We start from the raw sequence: 14,164 nt of genomic DNA on the forward strand, positions 1-14,164 counted from the left end.
GGGCAGCCCCAAAGGTTTAAAAACGAATGAATGCTCTAGCCCGCCGCGCTGCAGGCCTGCTGCTCAGCACAGTTTGTCTGCCCCTCTCGGCCCTGGCCGCCGATCCACAACCCACTCACGAATTCACCCTCGATAACGGCCTGAAGGTCGTCGTGCGCGAAGACCATCGTGCGCCGGTGGTGGTTTCCCAGGTCTGGTACAAGGTCGGCTCCAGCTACGAGACCCCGGGTCAAACCGGTTTGTCCCACGCTCTGGAACACATGATGTTCAAGGGCAGCGAGAAAATCGGCCCCGGCGAAGCCTCGCTGATCCTGCGCGACCTCGGCGCCGAAGAGAACGCGTTCACCAGCGATGACTTCACGGCGTATTACCAGGTACTGGCCCGCGACCGTCTGGGCGTGGCCTTCGAGCTGGAAGCCGATCGCATGGCCAGCCTGCGTCTGCCGGCCGACGAGTTCGCCCGCGAGATCGAAGTCATTAAAGAAGAACGTCGCCTGCGCACTGACGACAAGCCAATGTCCAAGGCCTACGAACGCTTCAAGGCCATGGCTTACCCGGGCAGCGGTTACCACACGCCGACCATCGGCTGGATGGCTGACCTGGACCGCATGAAAGTCGAAGAGCTGCGCCACTGGTACCAATCCTGGTACGTGCCGAACAACGCCACATTGGTGGTGGTGGGCGACGTGACCCCGGACGAGGTCAAAACTCTGGCCCAGCGCTATTTCGGCCCGATCGCCAAACGTGATGTGCCATCGGCGAAAATCCCGCTGGAACTGGCCGAACCCGGCGAACGGCAGATCACCCTGCATGTGAAGACCCAATTGCCGAGCCTGATGCTGGGTTTCAACGTGCCAAGCATCGCCACCGCTGAAGACAAACGCTCGGTCCACGCCTTGCGCTTGATCTCCGCCCTGCTCGACGGCGGCTACAGCGGACGTATCCCGACACAACTGGAGCGCGGCGAAGAGCTGGTGTCTGGCGGTTCGTCGAGCTACGACGCCTACACCCGTGGCGACAGCCTGTTCACCTTGTCCGCAACACCCAATACCCAGAAAAACAAAACCATGGCCCAGGCCGAAGCCGGCCTGTGGAAGCTGCTCGAACAGCTGAAAACCACCGCGCCGTCCGCTGAAGAACTGGAACGAGTGCGCGCACAGGTCATCGCTGGCCTGGTCTACGAGCGTGATTCGATCACCAGCCAGGCCACCGCCATTGGCCAACTGGAAACTGTCGGCCTGTCGTGGAAGCTGATGGACACCGAACTCGCCGAGCTGGAAAGCGTGACCCCGGAAGACATCCAGAAAGCCGCCAAGCTGTATTTCACCCGCGAACGTCTCAGCGTCGCCCATGTATTGCCGGAGGAGACGACTCATGAGTGAGCGTAAAAAACCGCGCCTGGCCTTGATGGGCCTGATCGCTGTCGCATTGATCGGGTCTGCCGCGTTTTACTTTTCAAAGACCGACGAATCCAAGGCCAGCGAAGCCCTCGACAAGGCCAAGTCCAGCCAGAAGCTGCAATCGCTGGCTGAACTTGACGGCAAGGCGCCAAGCCACCGCGCGCTGGACGTGCAGACCTGGAAAACCGCCGAGGGCGCCAAGGTGCTGTTCGTTGAAGCCCGGGAGCTGCCGATGTTCGACATGCGCCTGATCTTCGCCGCCGGCAGCAGCCAGGACGGCGATGCACCCGGTCTCTCCGTGCTGACCAACGCCATGCTCAACGAAGGTGTGGCCGGCAAAGATGTCGGCGCCATTGCTCAGGGCTTCGAAGGCCTGGGCGCAGACTTTGGCAACGGCGCGTTCAAGGACATGGCCCTGGCGTCCCTGCGCAGCCTCAGCGCCGCGGACAAACGCGAACCGGCCCTGAAATTGTTCTCTGAAGTCGTCGGTAAACCAACCTTCCCGGCCGATTCCTTTGCGCGCATCAAGAACCAGATGCTCGCCGGTTTCGAGTACCAGAAGCAGAACCCCGGCAAACTCGCGAGCCTGGAGCTGATGAACCGTCTGTACGGCGATCACCCGTACGCGCACTCCAGCGACGGCACGGCGAAAACCGTTCCAGCGATCACACTGGCTCAACTGAAGGCGTTCCATGAGAAGGCCTACGCCGCTGGCAACGTGGTGATTGCGCTGGTGGGCGACCTGTCTCGTGCCGAGGCGGAGGCGATTGCTGCACAAGTCTCCAGCGCGCTGCCAAAAGGCCCGGAGCTGGCGAAAATCCCGCAACCGGAGGAACCGAAAGCCAGCATCGGTCACATCGAGTTTCCGTCCAAGCAGACCAACCTGATGCTCGCGCAATTGGGCATCGACCGTGACGACCCGGACTACGCGGCACTCTCCATGGGTAACCAGATTCTTGGCGGCGGAGGCTTCGGCACGCGGTTGATGAGCGAAGTGCGCGAGAAGCGCGGCCTGACTTATGGCGTGTATTCGGGCTTCACCCCGATGCAGGCGCGCGGCCCGTTCATGATCAATCTGCAAACCCGCGCCGAGATGAGCGAAGGTACGCTGAAACTGGTGCAGGACGTGCTCGCCGACTACCTTAAAACCGGCCCGACCCAGAAAGAACTCGACGACGCCAAGCGTGAACTGGCCGGCAGCTTCCCGCTGTCCACCGCCAGCAACGCCGATATCGTCGGCCAACTCGGCGCCATGGGTTTCTACAACCTGCCGCTGAGTTACCTGGATGACTTCATGCGCGAGTCCCAGAGCCTGACGGTCGAACAGGTCAAAACCGCACTGAACAAACACTTGAGCACGGATAAAATGGTCATCGTCAGCGCTGGCCCGACCGTGCCGCAAAAGCCGTTACCGGCCCCAACTGATAAACCTGCCGAGCAACCGCTCGGGGTTCCGGAGCATTAATGGCCACTCGCCCTAAAAAACCCGTACACAACGTCCATAACGGCGTGAACCAACTGCGCATCATCGGCGGTGAATGGGGCAGCCGAAAGCTGAGCTTCCCGGATGCACCGGGCCTGCGTCCGACCCCGGACCGGGTCCGTGAAACCCTGTTCAACTGGCTCGCGCCGTATGTCGCTGGCGCCAAGGTTCTGGACCCGTTCGCCGGCAGCGGCGCGCTGTTCCTCGAAGCCTTGTCCCGTGGCGCGGCCATGGGTCAGGCGCTGGACGCCAGTAATATCGCGGTCGCCAGCATCAAGGAACATCTGGGCACGCTGCGTTGCACCACCGGCCAGATTCAGACCGCCGATGCCCTGCGCTACCTGGAAACCCAGACAGCGACCGCTTACGACGTGGTGTTCCTCGACCCGCCCTTCAACCAGAACCTGTTGCCGGGCGTTTGCGCATTGCTTGAAGAGCGTCAGTGGCTGGCCGACGAAGCCTGGATCTACACTGAAAGCGAGAATGCGCCATCGAGCCTTGGCTTGCCAGGCAACTGGCGCCTGCACCGGGAGCAGAAATCCGGGCGGGTGTATTACGCGTTGTGGCAACGTATGGCAGAGATTGCCGGTTAATCAACCGGCCTGAAAAAGGTGCGCGCCTCAAGCGAGGCTCGCACCGCTGCATCGAGAACCATCGTGTCCCATCCGACAGAACGTTTCACCCCCGCCTTCGGCCTCGGCAACCCGCACTTGCAAACCTTGTGGGGGCCGCTGTGGCGCAAAACCACGCACATCGAACGCCAGCGCGAACGCTTGTGGCTTGAGGATGGCGACTTTCTCGATCTCGACTGGCACGGCCCGCACAGCGCCGATGCGCCACTGGTGCTGGTGTTGCACGGCCTGACCGGTTCTTCAAATTCGCCTTACGTGGCCGGGGTGCAGAAAGCACTGGGCGCCCAAGGCTGGGCCAGCGTCGCACTGAACTGGCGCGGCTGTTCGGGCGAACCGAATCTGCTGCCACGTAGCTACCATTCCGGCGCCAGTGAAGACCTGGCCGAAACCATTAAGCACCTGAAGGCCCAACGACCGCTCGCGCCGTTGTATGCGGTCGGCTATTCCCTGGGCGGCAATGTGTTGCTCAAGCATTTGGGCGAATCCGGCAGCAACAGTGGCGTGGTCGGTGCGGTGGCGGTGTCGGTGCCGTTTCGTCTCGATCAATGCGCCGACCGTATCGGCCAGGGCTTTTCCAAGGTCTATCAGGCGCATTTCATGCGAGAGATGGTGGCCTACATCAAGAATAAACAACGCAAGTTTCAGCATGACGGGCGCGAGGATGGACTGGCGGCATTGGCCGCGCTGGGCTCGCTGGAGAACATGCGCACGTTCTGGGATTTCGATGGCCGGGTCACCGCGCCACTGAACGGTTTTGCCGATGCCGAGGATTACTATCGCCGCGCCTCGAGTCGCTATTTCCTGGGCGAGATTCGTACGCCGACACTGATCATTCAAGCGGCCGATGACCCGTTTGTCTTTCCTCATAGCCTGCCGCAAGCCAACGAATTGTCCGCCTGCACTCAATTCGAGTTACAGACCAAGGGTGGGCATGTCGGCTTCGTCGATGGTTCGTTCAAGCAACCGGGTTACTACCTGGAACGCCGCATCCCGCAATGGCTGACCACCATGGGTCGACAGTAAGACCATGGACGTCGATCAGGGCGAGTCGATCCGATTCTGGCAAACAGCGCCGTTGGCCGGTGTCGAGTTATTGTCCGCACGTTACATCGAACACCGTTTCGCGCCCCATGTGCATGACGGCTACGTGATCGGCATGATCATGGCCGGCGCCCAGCGTTATCGCTATCGCGGCGCCGAACACCTGGCCGGTAGCGGCACGCTGGTTCTGATCAATCCGGACGAACTGCACACCGGCCATAAAGGCACGGAGGATGGTTGGTTGTATCGGGCGTTTTATCCGGACAGCGGGCAGATTCTGTCGCTACTCGATGAACTGGAACTGCCGACCAACAACTTGCCGGCGTTTGGCGCGACGCTGTATCGCGATCCGGATCTGGTGAAGGGTTTCTGCCAACTGCACCGTCTACTGGAAAGTCCGTCCACTGCCTTGCAACAACAAACGGTCTGGCGGGAAATGATGCTGTCGCTGCTGCAACGGCACGCGGCCGTGCCGGTTGCCGGCAAGCCGGGCAAGGAACATCGGGCGGTGACACTGGCCAAGGATCTGCTGCAGGCGCAATTGGCGACGCCGCCTTCGCTGGAAGAACTGGCAGCGGCGGTCAACCTTTCGCCCTTCCACTTCGCCCGGGTGTTCCGCCGTGCCACGGGCATGCCGCCGCACACCTGGCTGATGCAGCAGCGCATCGCCCGGGCACGGGCGCTGTTACAGAACGGCTGTTTGCCGCTGGAAGTGGCGACACTGCTGGGGTTTGCTGACCAGAGTCATCTGAGCCGGCAGTTCAAGCAGGTTTACGGCGTGGGGCCGGGCGCGTATCGAAGTGCGCGGCAACTCCCCGGAAGTTGAGGTCGACACAGGTCCAAATGTGGGAGCGAGCCTTTGTGGCGAGGGGATTTATCCCCGTTCGGCTGCGAAGCAGTCGTAAACCATTGTAAGCGGTGTACCTGACACACCGCGGTTTTCGATTTCGGGGCCGCTTCGCAGCCCAACGGGGATAAATCCCCTCGCCACAAAGGCTCACTCCTACAGGGGGATTGGGGTTATTCGCCGATGGCGATGCCATGCGCGGGATCGTTGATCCACTCGCTCCATGAACCGGCATACAACGCGCCCAACGGATAACCCGCCAGGCACAGCGCGAACAGGTTGTGACAGGCCGTCACGCCAGAACCGCAGTACGCCACCAGATCGGCCGGCGAACGATCACCGAGCTTTTCGGCAAAACGCTGTTTGAGCTGATCGGCCGGCAGAAAACGCCCGTCGCTGCCCAGGTTGTCGGTGAACGCCGCACATTGCGCGCCGGGGATGTGCCCGGCAATCGGGTCGATCGGCTCTACTTCTCCCTTGAAACGCGGCAAGCCGCGGGCATCAAGCAGGGTCAGCGCAGGCTGGCCGAGACGTTGCTGGAGCTGTTCGGCGCTCAAGATCAGCGCGTTGTCCGGCGACCCCGTGAAGGTGCCCCGTTCAATCTGCGGTGCATCAAGACTCAGGGGCAAACCGGCCGCGTGCCAGGCCTTGAGTCCGCCATCCAGAATAAACACGCCGTCACGTTTGCCCAACCAGGCCAGCAACCACCAGGCCCGCGCCGCATACGCGCCCGGACCGTCGTCATACAAAACCACATCGCTGTCGGCGTTGACGCCCCAGGCTTGCAGACGCTCGATCAAGTCTTCAGGTTCAGGCAACGGATGACGCCCGGTCACACCCTTGATCACTGTCCCGCTCAAATCACGCTCAAGATCGGCGAAGCTCGACTCGGCAATATGCCCTTCGGCATAGCTGCGCTGACCGTAATCCGGGTCTTCGAGGGCAAAACGACAATCCAGAATCACCAGCCCCGGCTGCTCCTTTTTCAGGTCCAACGCTTGCGGGCTGATCAGTTGCGCAATGGGCATAACGGGCTCCTGTGATTGGGCGATGTTTGATCCTACTGCACTTTTTATCCCACTTCTTCCAGCGCTTGGGCCAGCGGCACGTAAAACTCCTCGAACAGCGCATTCACCTCATCGCGGGACTGATCCGTGACAAAACCGGCCTCCAGCACCAGCACCTGATACACCCCACGTTTAATGGCCTGTTCGCTCAGGTGATTGGAGTTTTCGCGTGTGGTGCAGAGAAAACGCACCCAGGACGTCAGGATGATCCAGGCATTGAGCGTCAGCGATTCGATCTGAACCTTGTCCATTTGCAAGATGCCAGCCTCGACGAAGCCCGCGTAGATGTGCGTGCCATGGATCAGACAGCGCTGGGAAAAGCGCCGATAACGGGCGGCCAGCTCCGGATCACTGTCGAGCAGGTGCTCCAGATCTCGGTGCAAAAACCGGTAGCGCCACATGGCAGCGAGCAGTTCCTGAAGGTAGAAGCGCTTGTCTTCGACCGTGGCGGCACGCCCCTGGGGCGGGCGCAGGAAGCTGTCCACCAGGCTTTCGTACTCACTGAACAGCACGGCGATGATCGCCTGCTTGTTGGGGAAGTGGTAGTACAGGTTGCCCGGGGAAATTTCCATGTGGGCAGCAATGTGGTTGGTGCTGATGCTGCGCTCACCCTGCTGATTGAACAGCTCCAGGCTGTTCTGCACGATGCGCTCGCTGGTTTTGATCCGAGGGGCCATGGCTTGGGCTTTAATTCAAAGTGCGTTGACCGGCATCTTACGACCTATCCGCGAGTGGATAAAACAAAGCTGCGCCAGGATGTCATTTGACTTTATAGAGCATAGACTCTAAAAAGTCCCTCATTACAATAAATCCGGAGCCGACCATGACTGCTGACATCGCCTACTTGCAGAACCTGCAGCAGCCCCTGGAAGAGCTCCAGACCCTGTTCGACGCCCAACGCGCGGCGTATGCCGCCAACCCGATACCACCCGCCGGCCAGCGCCAGCAATGGTTAAAAGCCCTGCGCGATCTGTTGAGCAATGAGCGTCAGGCATTGATCGATGCCATCAGCCAGGATTTCAGCCATCGCAGCGCCGATGAAACCCTGCTCGCCGAACTGATGCCCAGCCTGCACGGCATTCATTACGCCAGTCAGCACCTCAAAGGCTGGATGAAGGCGTCGAAGCGCAAGGTCGGGATTGCCTTTCAACCCGCGGCGGCCAAAGTCGTTTATCAACCTTTGGGTGTGGTCGGGGTGATCGTGCCGTGGAACTACCCACTGTATCTGGCCATCGGACCATTGGTAGGCGCGTTGTCGGCAGGCAATCGGGTGATGCTCAAGCTCAGTGAATCGACCCCAGCCACCGGATTGTTGCTCAAGGAACTGCTGGGCCGAATCTTCCCGCAAGACCTGGTCTGCGTGGTACTGGGCGAAGCCGATATCGGTGTAGCGTTCTCCAGATTGCGTTTCGATCACCTGCTGTTCACCGGCGCCACCAGCATCGGCAAACACGTAATGCGTGCGGCGGCCGAGAACCTGACCCCGGTGACCCTCGAACTCGGCGGCAAATCCCCGGCCATCGTGTCCCGCGACGTGCCGCTCAAGGACGCCGCCGAACGCATCGCTTTCGGCAAGACGCTCAACGCCGGGCAGACCTGCGTGGCCCCGGACTATGTGCTGGTGCCGGAAGATCGCGTAGGTGCTTTCGTCGAAGCCTATCGTCAGGCGGTTCGCGGGTTTTATCCGACCTTGACCGACAACCCGGACTACACCGCAATCATCAATGACCGACAATTGGCGCGCCTCAACGGCTACATCAGCGACGCCACCAGCAAGGGCGCGCTGCTGATTCCGCTGTTCGACAAGGGCCAGGGGCGCCGCATGAGTCACAGCCTGCTGCTCAACGTCAGCAACGACATGATGGTGATGCAGGACGAAATCTTCGGTCCGCTGTTGCCGATCGTTCCCTACAAGGATCTGGATCAGGCTTTTGCCTACATCAATGAACGACCTCGTCCGCTGGCCCTGTATTACTTCGGCTACGACAAGCGTGAGCAACACCGCGTACTTCACGAAACCCATTCCGGTGGCGTGTGCCTGAACGACACCCTGCTGCACGTCGCTCAGGACGACATGCCATTCGGCGGGATCGGCGCCTCGGGCATGGGCCATTACCACGGCCACGAAGGTTTCCTGACCTTCAGCAAAGCCAAAGGTGTGCTGATCAAACAGCGGTTCAATGCGGCGAAATTGATCTACCCGCCGTACGGAAAATCCATTCAGAAGCTGATTCAGAAGCTGTTTATCCGCTAACGATCATCCCCTTCGGGTAATAACAATAATGAGCCCAAGCCTGTCCGATACACCCGCGCTGTCACGGCGCGGCTTGCTTAAATTCAGCCTCGGTGCCAGCGCTTTTCTCGCCACCGCCGGTTTGGGAGCGAGCCTCAGCGGCTGCTCATCGAGCATTCCGGCCAGCGGTTTCGCGATTCTGCGCAGCGGTGACTTGCTGTTTTTGCGGGCGCTGATTCCGGTGATGCTCGACGGCGGTGTGGCCGTCGAAAAAATGCCGACGGCGGTCGTTGAAACCCTGCACTGCCTGGATAACGGCCTGAATCATCTGTCGCCGGAAATGCTCAAGCTGACCCGGCAGTTATTCGATGTGCTGGGAATGGCCGTGACTCGCGGACCACTGACCGGGATCTGGGGCAGTTGGGAAAACGCCAGTGCCGACGAGATCCGGCACTTTCTCGATCGCTGGGAAAACAGCTCGTTAAGCCTCCTGCGTATGGGCCATAGCTCGCTGCTGCAACTGGTGATGATGGCGTGGTACAGCCGGGCGGAGTCGTGGGCGCATTGCGGGTATCCCGGGCCACCTACGGTCTGAAACCGAGTTGACCCTATCGCGAGCAAGCTCGCTCCCACAGGGTTTACGCGGTCAATGTGGGAGCGAGCTTGCTCCGGGCGGCGATCCGACGATGGCGTCAGCCGCCTCACTGCCGAATCCAAAATAAAAAGAGAACCTGAAAATGCCCGTACCCGATCCGTTCCGCGAAGGCCTGGCCCGTGGCTGGAAAACCTATAACGGTTCACAACTGACCCAGAACCTGTCCCTCGAGGCGGACGTGGCGATTATCGGCAGCGGCGCGGGCGGTGGCACCACCGCCGAAATTCTCAGCGCCGCGGGCTACAAGGTATTGCTGATCGAGGAAGGCCCGCTCAAGACCAGCAGCGACTTCAAGATGCTCGAAGACCAGGCCTACACCAGCCTCTATCAGGAAGGTATCGGCCGCATGAGCAAGGACGGCGCGATCACCATCCTTCAGGGCCGGGCGGTGGGCGGTACCACGCTGATCAATTGGACCTCAAGCTTTCGCACGCCGGCCCCGACCCTCGACCACTGGGCCAAGGAGCACGACGTCAAAGGCCACACGCCGGCCGAAATGGCGCCGTGGTTCGAGAAAATGGAACAACGCCTGGGCGTCGCCCCCTGGATGATCCCGCCCAACGCCAACAACGACGTGATCCGCAAAGGCTGCGAAAAACTCGGCTACGCCTGGCATGTGATCCCGCGCAACGTGCGTGGCTGCTGGAACCTTGGCTACTGCGGCATGGGTTGCCCGACCAACGCCAAGCAATCGATGCTGGTCACGACCATTCCGGCGACCCTGGAAAAAGGGGGCGAGTTGCTCTATCTGGCTCGCGCCGAAAAGCTCTTGATCAGCGGCGACAAGGTCACCGGCTTGCATTGCGTAGCGATGGACGACCGCTGCGTCGCGCCTACCGGATACACAATCACGGTCAAGGCGCGGCATTACGTGCTGGCCGGTGGCGGGATCAACAGCCCGGCGCTGCTCATGCGCTCCGAGGCGCCGGATCCGCACAAACGGCTGGGCAAACGGACTTTCCTACACCTGGTGAACATGTCGGCAGGGCTGTTCGACGAAGTGATCAACCCGTTTTATGGCGCGCCACAGTCGATCTATTCCGACCATTTTCAATGGCTGGACGGCACCACCGGAAAAATGTCTTACAAACTCGAAGTGCCGCCGCTGCACCCGGCGCTGGCGACCACGCTGCTCGGCGGTTTCGGCAAGGAAAACGCCCAGCACATGGAAAACCTGCCCCACACCCACGCCATGTTGGCGTTGCTGCGGGACGGTTTCCACCCGGACAGCCCCGGTGGCAGCGTCGAGTTGCGCGGTGACGGCACGCCGGTGCTCGACTATCAGGTTTCACCTTATGCCTGGGACGGATTGCGTCGGGCGTTCCACAGCATGGCCGAGATCCAGTTCGCGGGCGGTGCCCATGCGGTGATGCCAATGCACGCCGACGCTCGCTACGTGAAAACCCTCGCCGAAGCGCGCACGCTGATCGACGGCCTAAGCCTGGAGCTGTATCGCACACGCCTGGGCAGCGCCCATGTGATGGGCGGTTGTGCCATGGGTGAAGACCCGAAAAACGCCGTGACCGACAGCCTCGGCCGGCATCATCAGTTAGGCAATCTGTCGATTCATGACGGCTCGCTGTTCCCCACCAGCATTGGCGCAAACCCGCAATTGTCGGTCTATGGGCTGACGGCGCAGCTGGCAACTTCTTTGGCCGAACGTTTGAAAAACCCATGAAAATGGAGAATATTCCAATGGCCTATAGTGCTTTCTTACCCAAAAGGCGACTTGGCCGACCGGGAAGGCTGCGATACCATCCGACTCCCCAACGGACTCCCGCCAGGACGACGCGATGAACCGAGTGTTGTACCCAGGTACCTTCGACCCTATTACCAAGGGCCATGGCGATCTGGTCGAACGCGCCGCGCGCCTGTTCGATCATGTGATCATCGCCGTCGCCGCCAGCCCGAAGAAAAACCCGTTGTTTCCCCTGGAACAGCGTGTGGAGCTGGCCCGCGAGGTCACTAAACATCTGCCCAACGTTGAAGTTGTCGGCTTCTCGACGTTGCTGGCGCATTTCGCCAAAGAGAAGAACGCCAACGTGTTCCTGCGTGGTTTGCGTGCGGTATCGGACTTCGAATACGAATTCCAGCTGGCCAACATGAACCGTCAGCTGGCGCCGGATGTGGAAAGTCTGTTTCTTACCCCGTCCGAGCGTTATTCGTACATTTCCTCGACGCTGGTCCGTGAAATCGCAGCCTTGGGCGGCGATATCACCAAGTTCGTCCACCCTGCGGTGGCGGACGCCCTGAACGAACGCTTTAAAAAGTAGGAGCTGCCGCAGGTTCGGGCCGCGTTCGGTCGATCTTTTCCCCTTGATCGCGCCCGCGTGCACTGCGGGCGCCAATGCGGCACAATTGTGCGCATTGGTTTATTGCGCCCGGGCCTTCCGCCCTGGCTGGAGTTAGCATGTCCCTGATCATCACCGACGATTGCATCAACTGCGACGTCTGCGAACCCGAGTGTCCGAACGCCGCCATCTCCCAGGGCGAAGAGATCTACGTGATCGACCCGAACCTGTGCACCCAGTGCGTCGGCCACTACGACGAACCTCAGTGCCAGCAAGTGTGCCCGGTGGATTGCATTCCGCTGGACGAAGCGCATCCGGAGACTGAAGAGCAGTTGATGGAGAAGTACCGCAAGCTTACTGGCAAGGCTTGAGGGCCCCAAAAGATCGCAGCCTTCGGCAGCTCCTACACAGGTTTGCATACTCCTGTAGGAGCTGCCGAAGGCTGCGATCTTTTGATCTTCACTTACTCCCGCTGCTCAAACCCCTCTCCGATACACCCCAGGCACCGCACGAACGCTGCTTTTGCCGGGTCGACCACCAACGCCTGCCCCGCATCGCCAACGCCGCCGCCCAACGCGGTAAACGGCAGCGACACCACAAACACCCCTGCACCGATCACCGTTGCCACGACCAGCAAAGGTCGGGCAATCAGCAAATCGCCGATCATGGCGTAGGCCGGGGGATTCTGGATGGTGTAACGCGGGTCGCCGCTGCCCGTGTTTGCTGCCAGCGCTGGCGCACCGAGGCTCAGCAGCATAACGACGACAACGGTTCGAAACAGGTTCATGGCACGGTCCTTGGGCTAGGCAGTCAGAACACTGACTATAGACCCTGAGCGTTTCAGCTCTGACAGCGCGGGCAAAAGACGCTGGCGCGCTGCCCGAGCTTCACTTCCCGCAGCTCTGTGCCACAGACCTTGCAGGGCGCACCGCCACGGCCGTACACGAACAGTTCCTGCTGGAAATAACCCGGCAGACCGTCACCACCGATAAAGTCGCGCAGCGTGGTGCCGCCGCGCTCGATAGCGGCCGCCAGGATGCGTTTGATCTCGATCGCCAGTTTCAGATAACGCGCCCGAGAGATGCTCTTGGCCTCACGACGCGGATCGATACCGGCGGCGAACAACGCTTCGGTTGCATAGATATTGCCCACGCCGACCACCACCGCGTTGTCCATGATGAACGGTTTGACCGCCATGGATCGCCCGCGGGATTGCTGGAACAAGCGCTCACCGTCGAACAGGTCGGTCAACGGCTCCGGCCCCAGGCGAATCAACAACTCGTGGTTGAGCGGATCGAGGCTCCAGAGCATCGCGCCAAACCGTCGCGGGTCGGTGTAACGCAGGGCCAGACCAGATTCCAGTTCGATGTCCACATGCTCATGCTTGGCCACCGGCGTGCCGATTTCCACCAGGCGCAGATTCCCCGACATCCCCAAATGGCTGATCAGCGTGCCGACTTCGGCATTGATCAGCAGGTACTTCGCGCGTCGCTCCACCACCACGATGCGCTGGCCCGACAGCCGCACATCCAGGTCTTCGGGAATGGGCCAGCGCAAGCGCCGTTCACGCACGATCACCCGGCTGACGCGCTGGCCTTCCAGGTGTGGCGCAATTCCGCGGCGGGTGGTTTCGACTTCAGGCAGTTCCGGCATGGTGCTCTCGAATCAGGCGGTGCAACGCTCAGCGATGAGCGCCAAGGTCACGAATCGTTTGTTTGAGGGTCTCGAAGTCATAGTCCGAGAGACCGACATAATCGAGAACCAGCGGTGCAATGCTGTCCCACTCGTGGTCATCACGCTGGTTGCCCAGCACCCGGAAAGACGCACAAATGTGCTCGGCCATTTTCAGGATCGCCAGCAGGTTTTTCAGCTGGCTGTTGCGCGACGACTCATCGCTGAAGATCGCCAACGCATTGTGGTGATTGGCGATGGCGGCGGTCACATGCTCCGGCAGGCGCCAGGATTTGGCGGTGTAATAACCCACCACCGCATGATTGGTATTGAACACCCGATTCTCGGTGTCCACCACCCGACATTCAGCGCTGGCACTGGCGTAGGCCTCTTCCAGAACGGTCATGTAGTTGGGGAAGCGCTGAAGCATCAGCGGCACGCCGCAGTCATGAAACAGTCCCAGGGCGTAGGCTTCATCGCCGGCCTGGGTGCCGATGCGCTTGGCCAGGGTCAGGCAGGTCATCGCCACGTCCTGAGCGGTGTCCCAGAAACGATTCAAGGTAACGATGGTGTCGTCGTTCATCTCGCCCTTGATCGACTGCGCGTTGATCAGGTTGATGATCGAGCGGCTGCCCAACAGATTCACCGCTCGCTGAATCGAGGCGATCTTGTTGCTCAAGCCGTAATACGGCGAGTTGACGATTTTCAACAAGGCGCCAGAGAGGCCCGGGTCCTGGGAGATCAGCTTCGCGATCACCTCCAGATCCGGGTCGGGCATGTACTGTTCCATCTGCAAATCCACCATGATTTGCGGCTGGGCCGGCACGCTGATGCCTTGCAGGGA

The 14,164-nt window shown here is 60.6% G+C and carries 15 protein-coding genes; 10 read left to right on the forward strand and 5 right to left on the reverse strand.

All coding sequences use genetic code 11. The features are described 5' to 3' along the window. The first annotated feature begins 26 nt into the window (after positions 1–26). From VD17_RS09920 to VD17_RS09940, 5 genes are all read left to right on the forward strand, one after another. On the forward strand, positions 27–1,382 hold the full coding sequence (locus VD17_RS09920; RefSeq protein WP_046053682.1) for a M16 family metallopeptidase: 1,356 nt from the start codon (positions 27–29) through the stop codon (positions 1,380–1,382). Then, a complete protein-coding gene (locus VD17_RS09925; protein WP_046053683.1) occupies positions 1,375–2,865 on the forward strand; it encodes a M16 family metallopeptidase in 1,491 nt (496 codons plus the stop codon). The genes VD17_RS09920 and VD17_RS09925 overlap by 8 nt, the downstream gene beginning before the upstream one ends. Next, a complete protein-coding gene (gene rsmD, locus VD17_RS09930) occupies positions 2,865–3,476 on the forward strand; it encodes a 16S rRNA (guanine(966)-N(2))-methyltransferase RsmD (protein ID WP_046053684.1) in 612 nt (203 codons plus the stop codon). The genes VD17_RS09925 and rsmD overlap by 1 nt, the downstream gene beginning before the upstream one ends. A gap of 63 nt (positions 3,477–3,539) precedes the next feature. After that, positions 3,540–4,538 carry a hydrolase gene (locus VD17_RS09935; protein ID WP_046053685.1) on the forward strand — a complete coding sequence of 333 codons (999 nt, stop codon included), beginning with the start codon at positions 3,540–3,542 and terminating at the stop codon, positions 4,536–4,538. A gap of 4 nt (positions 4,539–4,542) precedes the next feature. Continuing rightward, positions 4,543–5,382, forward strand: coding sequence for an AraC family transcriptional regulator (locus tag VD17_RS09940; protein WP_046053686.1), 840 nt, complete (start codon positions 4,543–4,545; stop codon positions 5,380–5,382). Positions 5,383–5,576: 194 nt separating this feature from the next. Here the strand turns inward: VD17_RS09940 and VD17_RS09945 are convergent, their stop codons facing one another. Together VD17_RS09945 and VD17_RS09950 are read right to left on the reverse strand one after the other, a co-directional pair. Continuing rightward, a complete protein-coding gene (locus VD17_RS09945; protein WP_046053687.1) occupies positions 5,577–6,431 on the reverse strand; it encodes a sulfurtransferase in 855 nt (284 codons plus the stop codon). A gap of 44 nt (positions 6,432–6,475) precedes the next feature. After that, entirely contained in the window at positions 6,476–7,147 is a 672-nt protein-coding gene (locus tag VD17_RS09950) for a TetR/AcrR family transcriptional regulator (RefSeq protein ID WP_033060505.1), read from the reverse strand. Positions 7,148–7,293: 146 nt separating this feature from the next. Here VD17_RS09950 and VD17_RS09955 point away from each other — a divergent pair, with 146 nt between their 5' ends. From VD17_RS09955 to VD17_RS09975, 5 genes are all read left to right on the forward strand, one after another. Further along, positions 7,294–8,724 carry a coniferyl aldehyde dehydrogenase gene (locus tag VD17_RS09955; RefSeq protein WP_046053688.1) on the forward strand — a complete coding sequence of 477 codons (1,431 nt, stop codon included), beginning with the start codon at positions 7,294–7,296 and terminating at the stop codon, positions 8,722–8,724. A gap of 28 nt (positions 8,725–8,752) precedes the next feature. After that, on the forward strand, positions 8,753–9,298 hold the full coding sequence (locus tag VD17_RS09960; RefSeq protein WP_046053689.1) for a hypothetical protein: 546 nt from the start codon (positions 8,753–8,755) through the stop codon (positions 9,296–9,298). 142 nt (positions 9,299–9,440) lie between these two features. Beyond that, positions 9,441–11,036, forward strand: coding sequence for a GMC family oxidoreductase (locus VD17_RS09965; RefSeq protein ID WP_046053690.1), 1,596 nt, complete (start codon positions 9,441–9,443; stop codon positions 11,034–11,036). A 115-nt stretch (positions 11,037–11,151) separates the two neighbouring features. After that, positions 11,152–11,631: a pantetheine-phosphate adenylyltransferase gene (coaD, locus tag VD17_RS09970; RefSeq protein WP_046053691.1), complete on the forward strand. Its 480-nt coding sequence runs from the start codon at positions 11,152–11,154 to the stop codon at positions 11,629–11,631. Positions 11,632–11,768: 137 nt separating this feature from the next. After that, complete coding sequence (locus VD17_RS09975; protein WP_008150569.1) at positions 11,769–12,020, forward strand: YfhL family 4Fe-4S dicluster ferredoxin; 252 nt, start codon at positions 11,769–11,771, stop codon at positions 12,018–12,020. Between the two features lie 92 nt (positions 12,021–12,112). Here the strand turns inward: VD17_RS09975 and VD17_RS09980 are convergent, their stop codons facing one another. The 3 genes from VD17_RS09980 to VD17_RS09990 are packed head-to-tail and all read right to left on the reverse strand — an operon-like array spanning position 12,113 to position 14,146. Beyond that, entirely contained in the window at positions 12,113–12,436 is a 324-nt protein-coding gene (locus tag VD17_RS09980) for a hypothetical protein (RefSeq protein WP_046053692.1), read from the reverse strand. A gap of 53 nt (positions 12,437–12,489) precedes the next feature. Further along, positions 12,490–13,302, reverse strand: a complete 813-nt coding sequence (mutM, locus tag VD17_RS09985) for a bifunctional DNA-formamidopyrimidine glycosylase/DNA-(apurinic or apyrimidinic site) lyase (protein ID WP_046053693.1) — start codon at positions 13,300–13,302, stop codon at positions 12,490–12,492. A gap of 28 nt (positions 13,303–13,330) precedes the next feature. After that, entirely contained in the window at positions 13,331–14,146 is an 816-nt protein-coding gene (locus VD17_RS09990) for an HDOD domain-containing protein (RefSeq protein ID WP_185753135.1), read from the reverse strand. Between the last annotated feature and the right edge of the window lie 18 nt (positions 14,147–14,164).

It is taken from the genome of Pseudomonas fluorescens (genome assembly GCF_000968015.1).
In the GTDB taxonomy this organism is placed as follows: Bacteria; Pseudomonadota; Gammaproteobacteria; order Pseudomonadales; family Pseudomonadaceae; genus Aquipseudomonas; species Aquipseudomonas fluorescens_W.

Coding starts and splice junctions, on each gene's coding strand:
- VD17_RS09920 (WP_046053682.1), top strand. CDS start 27: ATGAATGCTCTAGCCCGCCGCGCTGCAGGCCTGCTGCTCAGCACAGTT.
- VD17_RS09925 (WP_046053683.1), top strand. CDS start 1,375: ATGAGTGAGCGTAAAAAACCGCGCCTGGCCTTGATGGGCCTGATCGCT.
- rsmD (WP_046053684.1), top strand. CDS start 2,865: ATGGCCACTCGCCCTAAAAAACCCGTACACAACGTCCATAACGGCGTG.
- VD17_RS09940 (WP_046053686.1), top strand. CDS start 4,543: ATGGACGTCGATCAGGGCGAGTCGATCCGATTCTGGCAAACAGCGCCG.
- VD17_RS09945 (WP_046053687.1), bottom strand. CDS start 6,431: ATGCCCATTGCGCAACTGATCAGCCCGCAAGCGTTGGACCTGAAAAAG.
- VD17_RS09950 (WP_033060505.1), bottom strand. CDS start 7,147: ATGGCCCCTCGGATCAAAACCAGCGAGCGCATCGTGCAGAACAGCCTG.
- VD17_RS09955 (WP_046053688.1), top strand. CDS start 7,294: ATGACTGCTGACATCGCCTACTTGCAGAACCTGCAGCAGCCCCTGGAA.
- VD17_RS09960 (WP_046053689.1), top strand. CDS start 8,753: ATGAGCCCAAGCCTGTCCGATACACCCGCGCTGTCACGGCGCGGCTTG.
- VD17_RS09965 (WP_046053690.1), top strand. CDS start 9,441: ATGCCCGTACCCGATCCGTTCCGCGAAGGCCTGGCCCGTGGCTGGAAA.
- coaD (WP_046053691.1), top strand. CDS start 11,152: ATGAACCGAGTGTTGTACCCAGGTACCTTCGACCCTATTACCAAGGGC.
- VD17_RS09975 (WP_008150569.1), top strand. CDS start 11,769: ATGTCCCTGATCATCACCGACGATTGCATCAACTGCGACGTCTGCGAA.
- VD17_RS09980 (WP_046053692.1), bottom strand. CDS start 12,436: ATGAACCTGTTTCGAACCGTTGTCGTCGTTATGCTGCTGAGCCTCGGT.
- mutM (WP_046053693.1), bottom strand. CDS start 13,302: ATGCCGGAACTGCCTGAAGTCGAAACCACCCGCCGCGGAATTGCGCCA.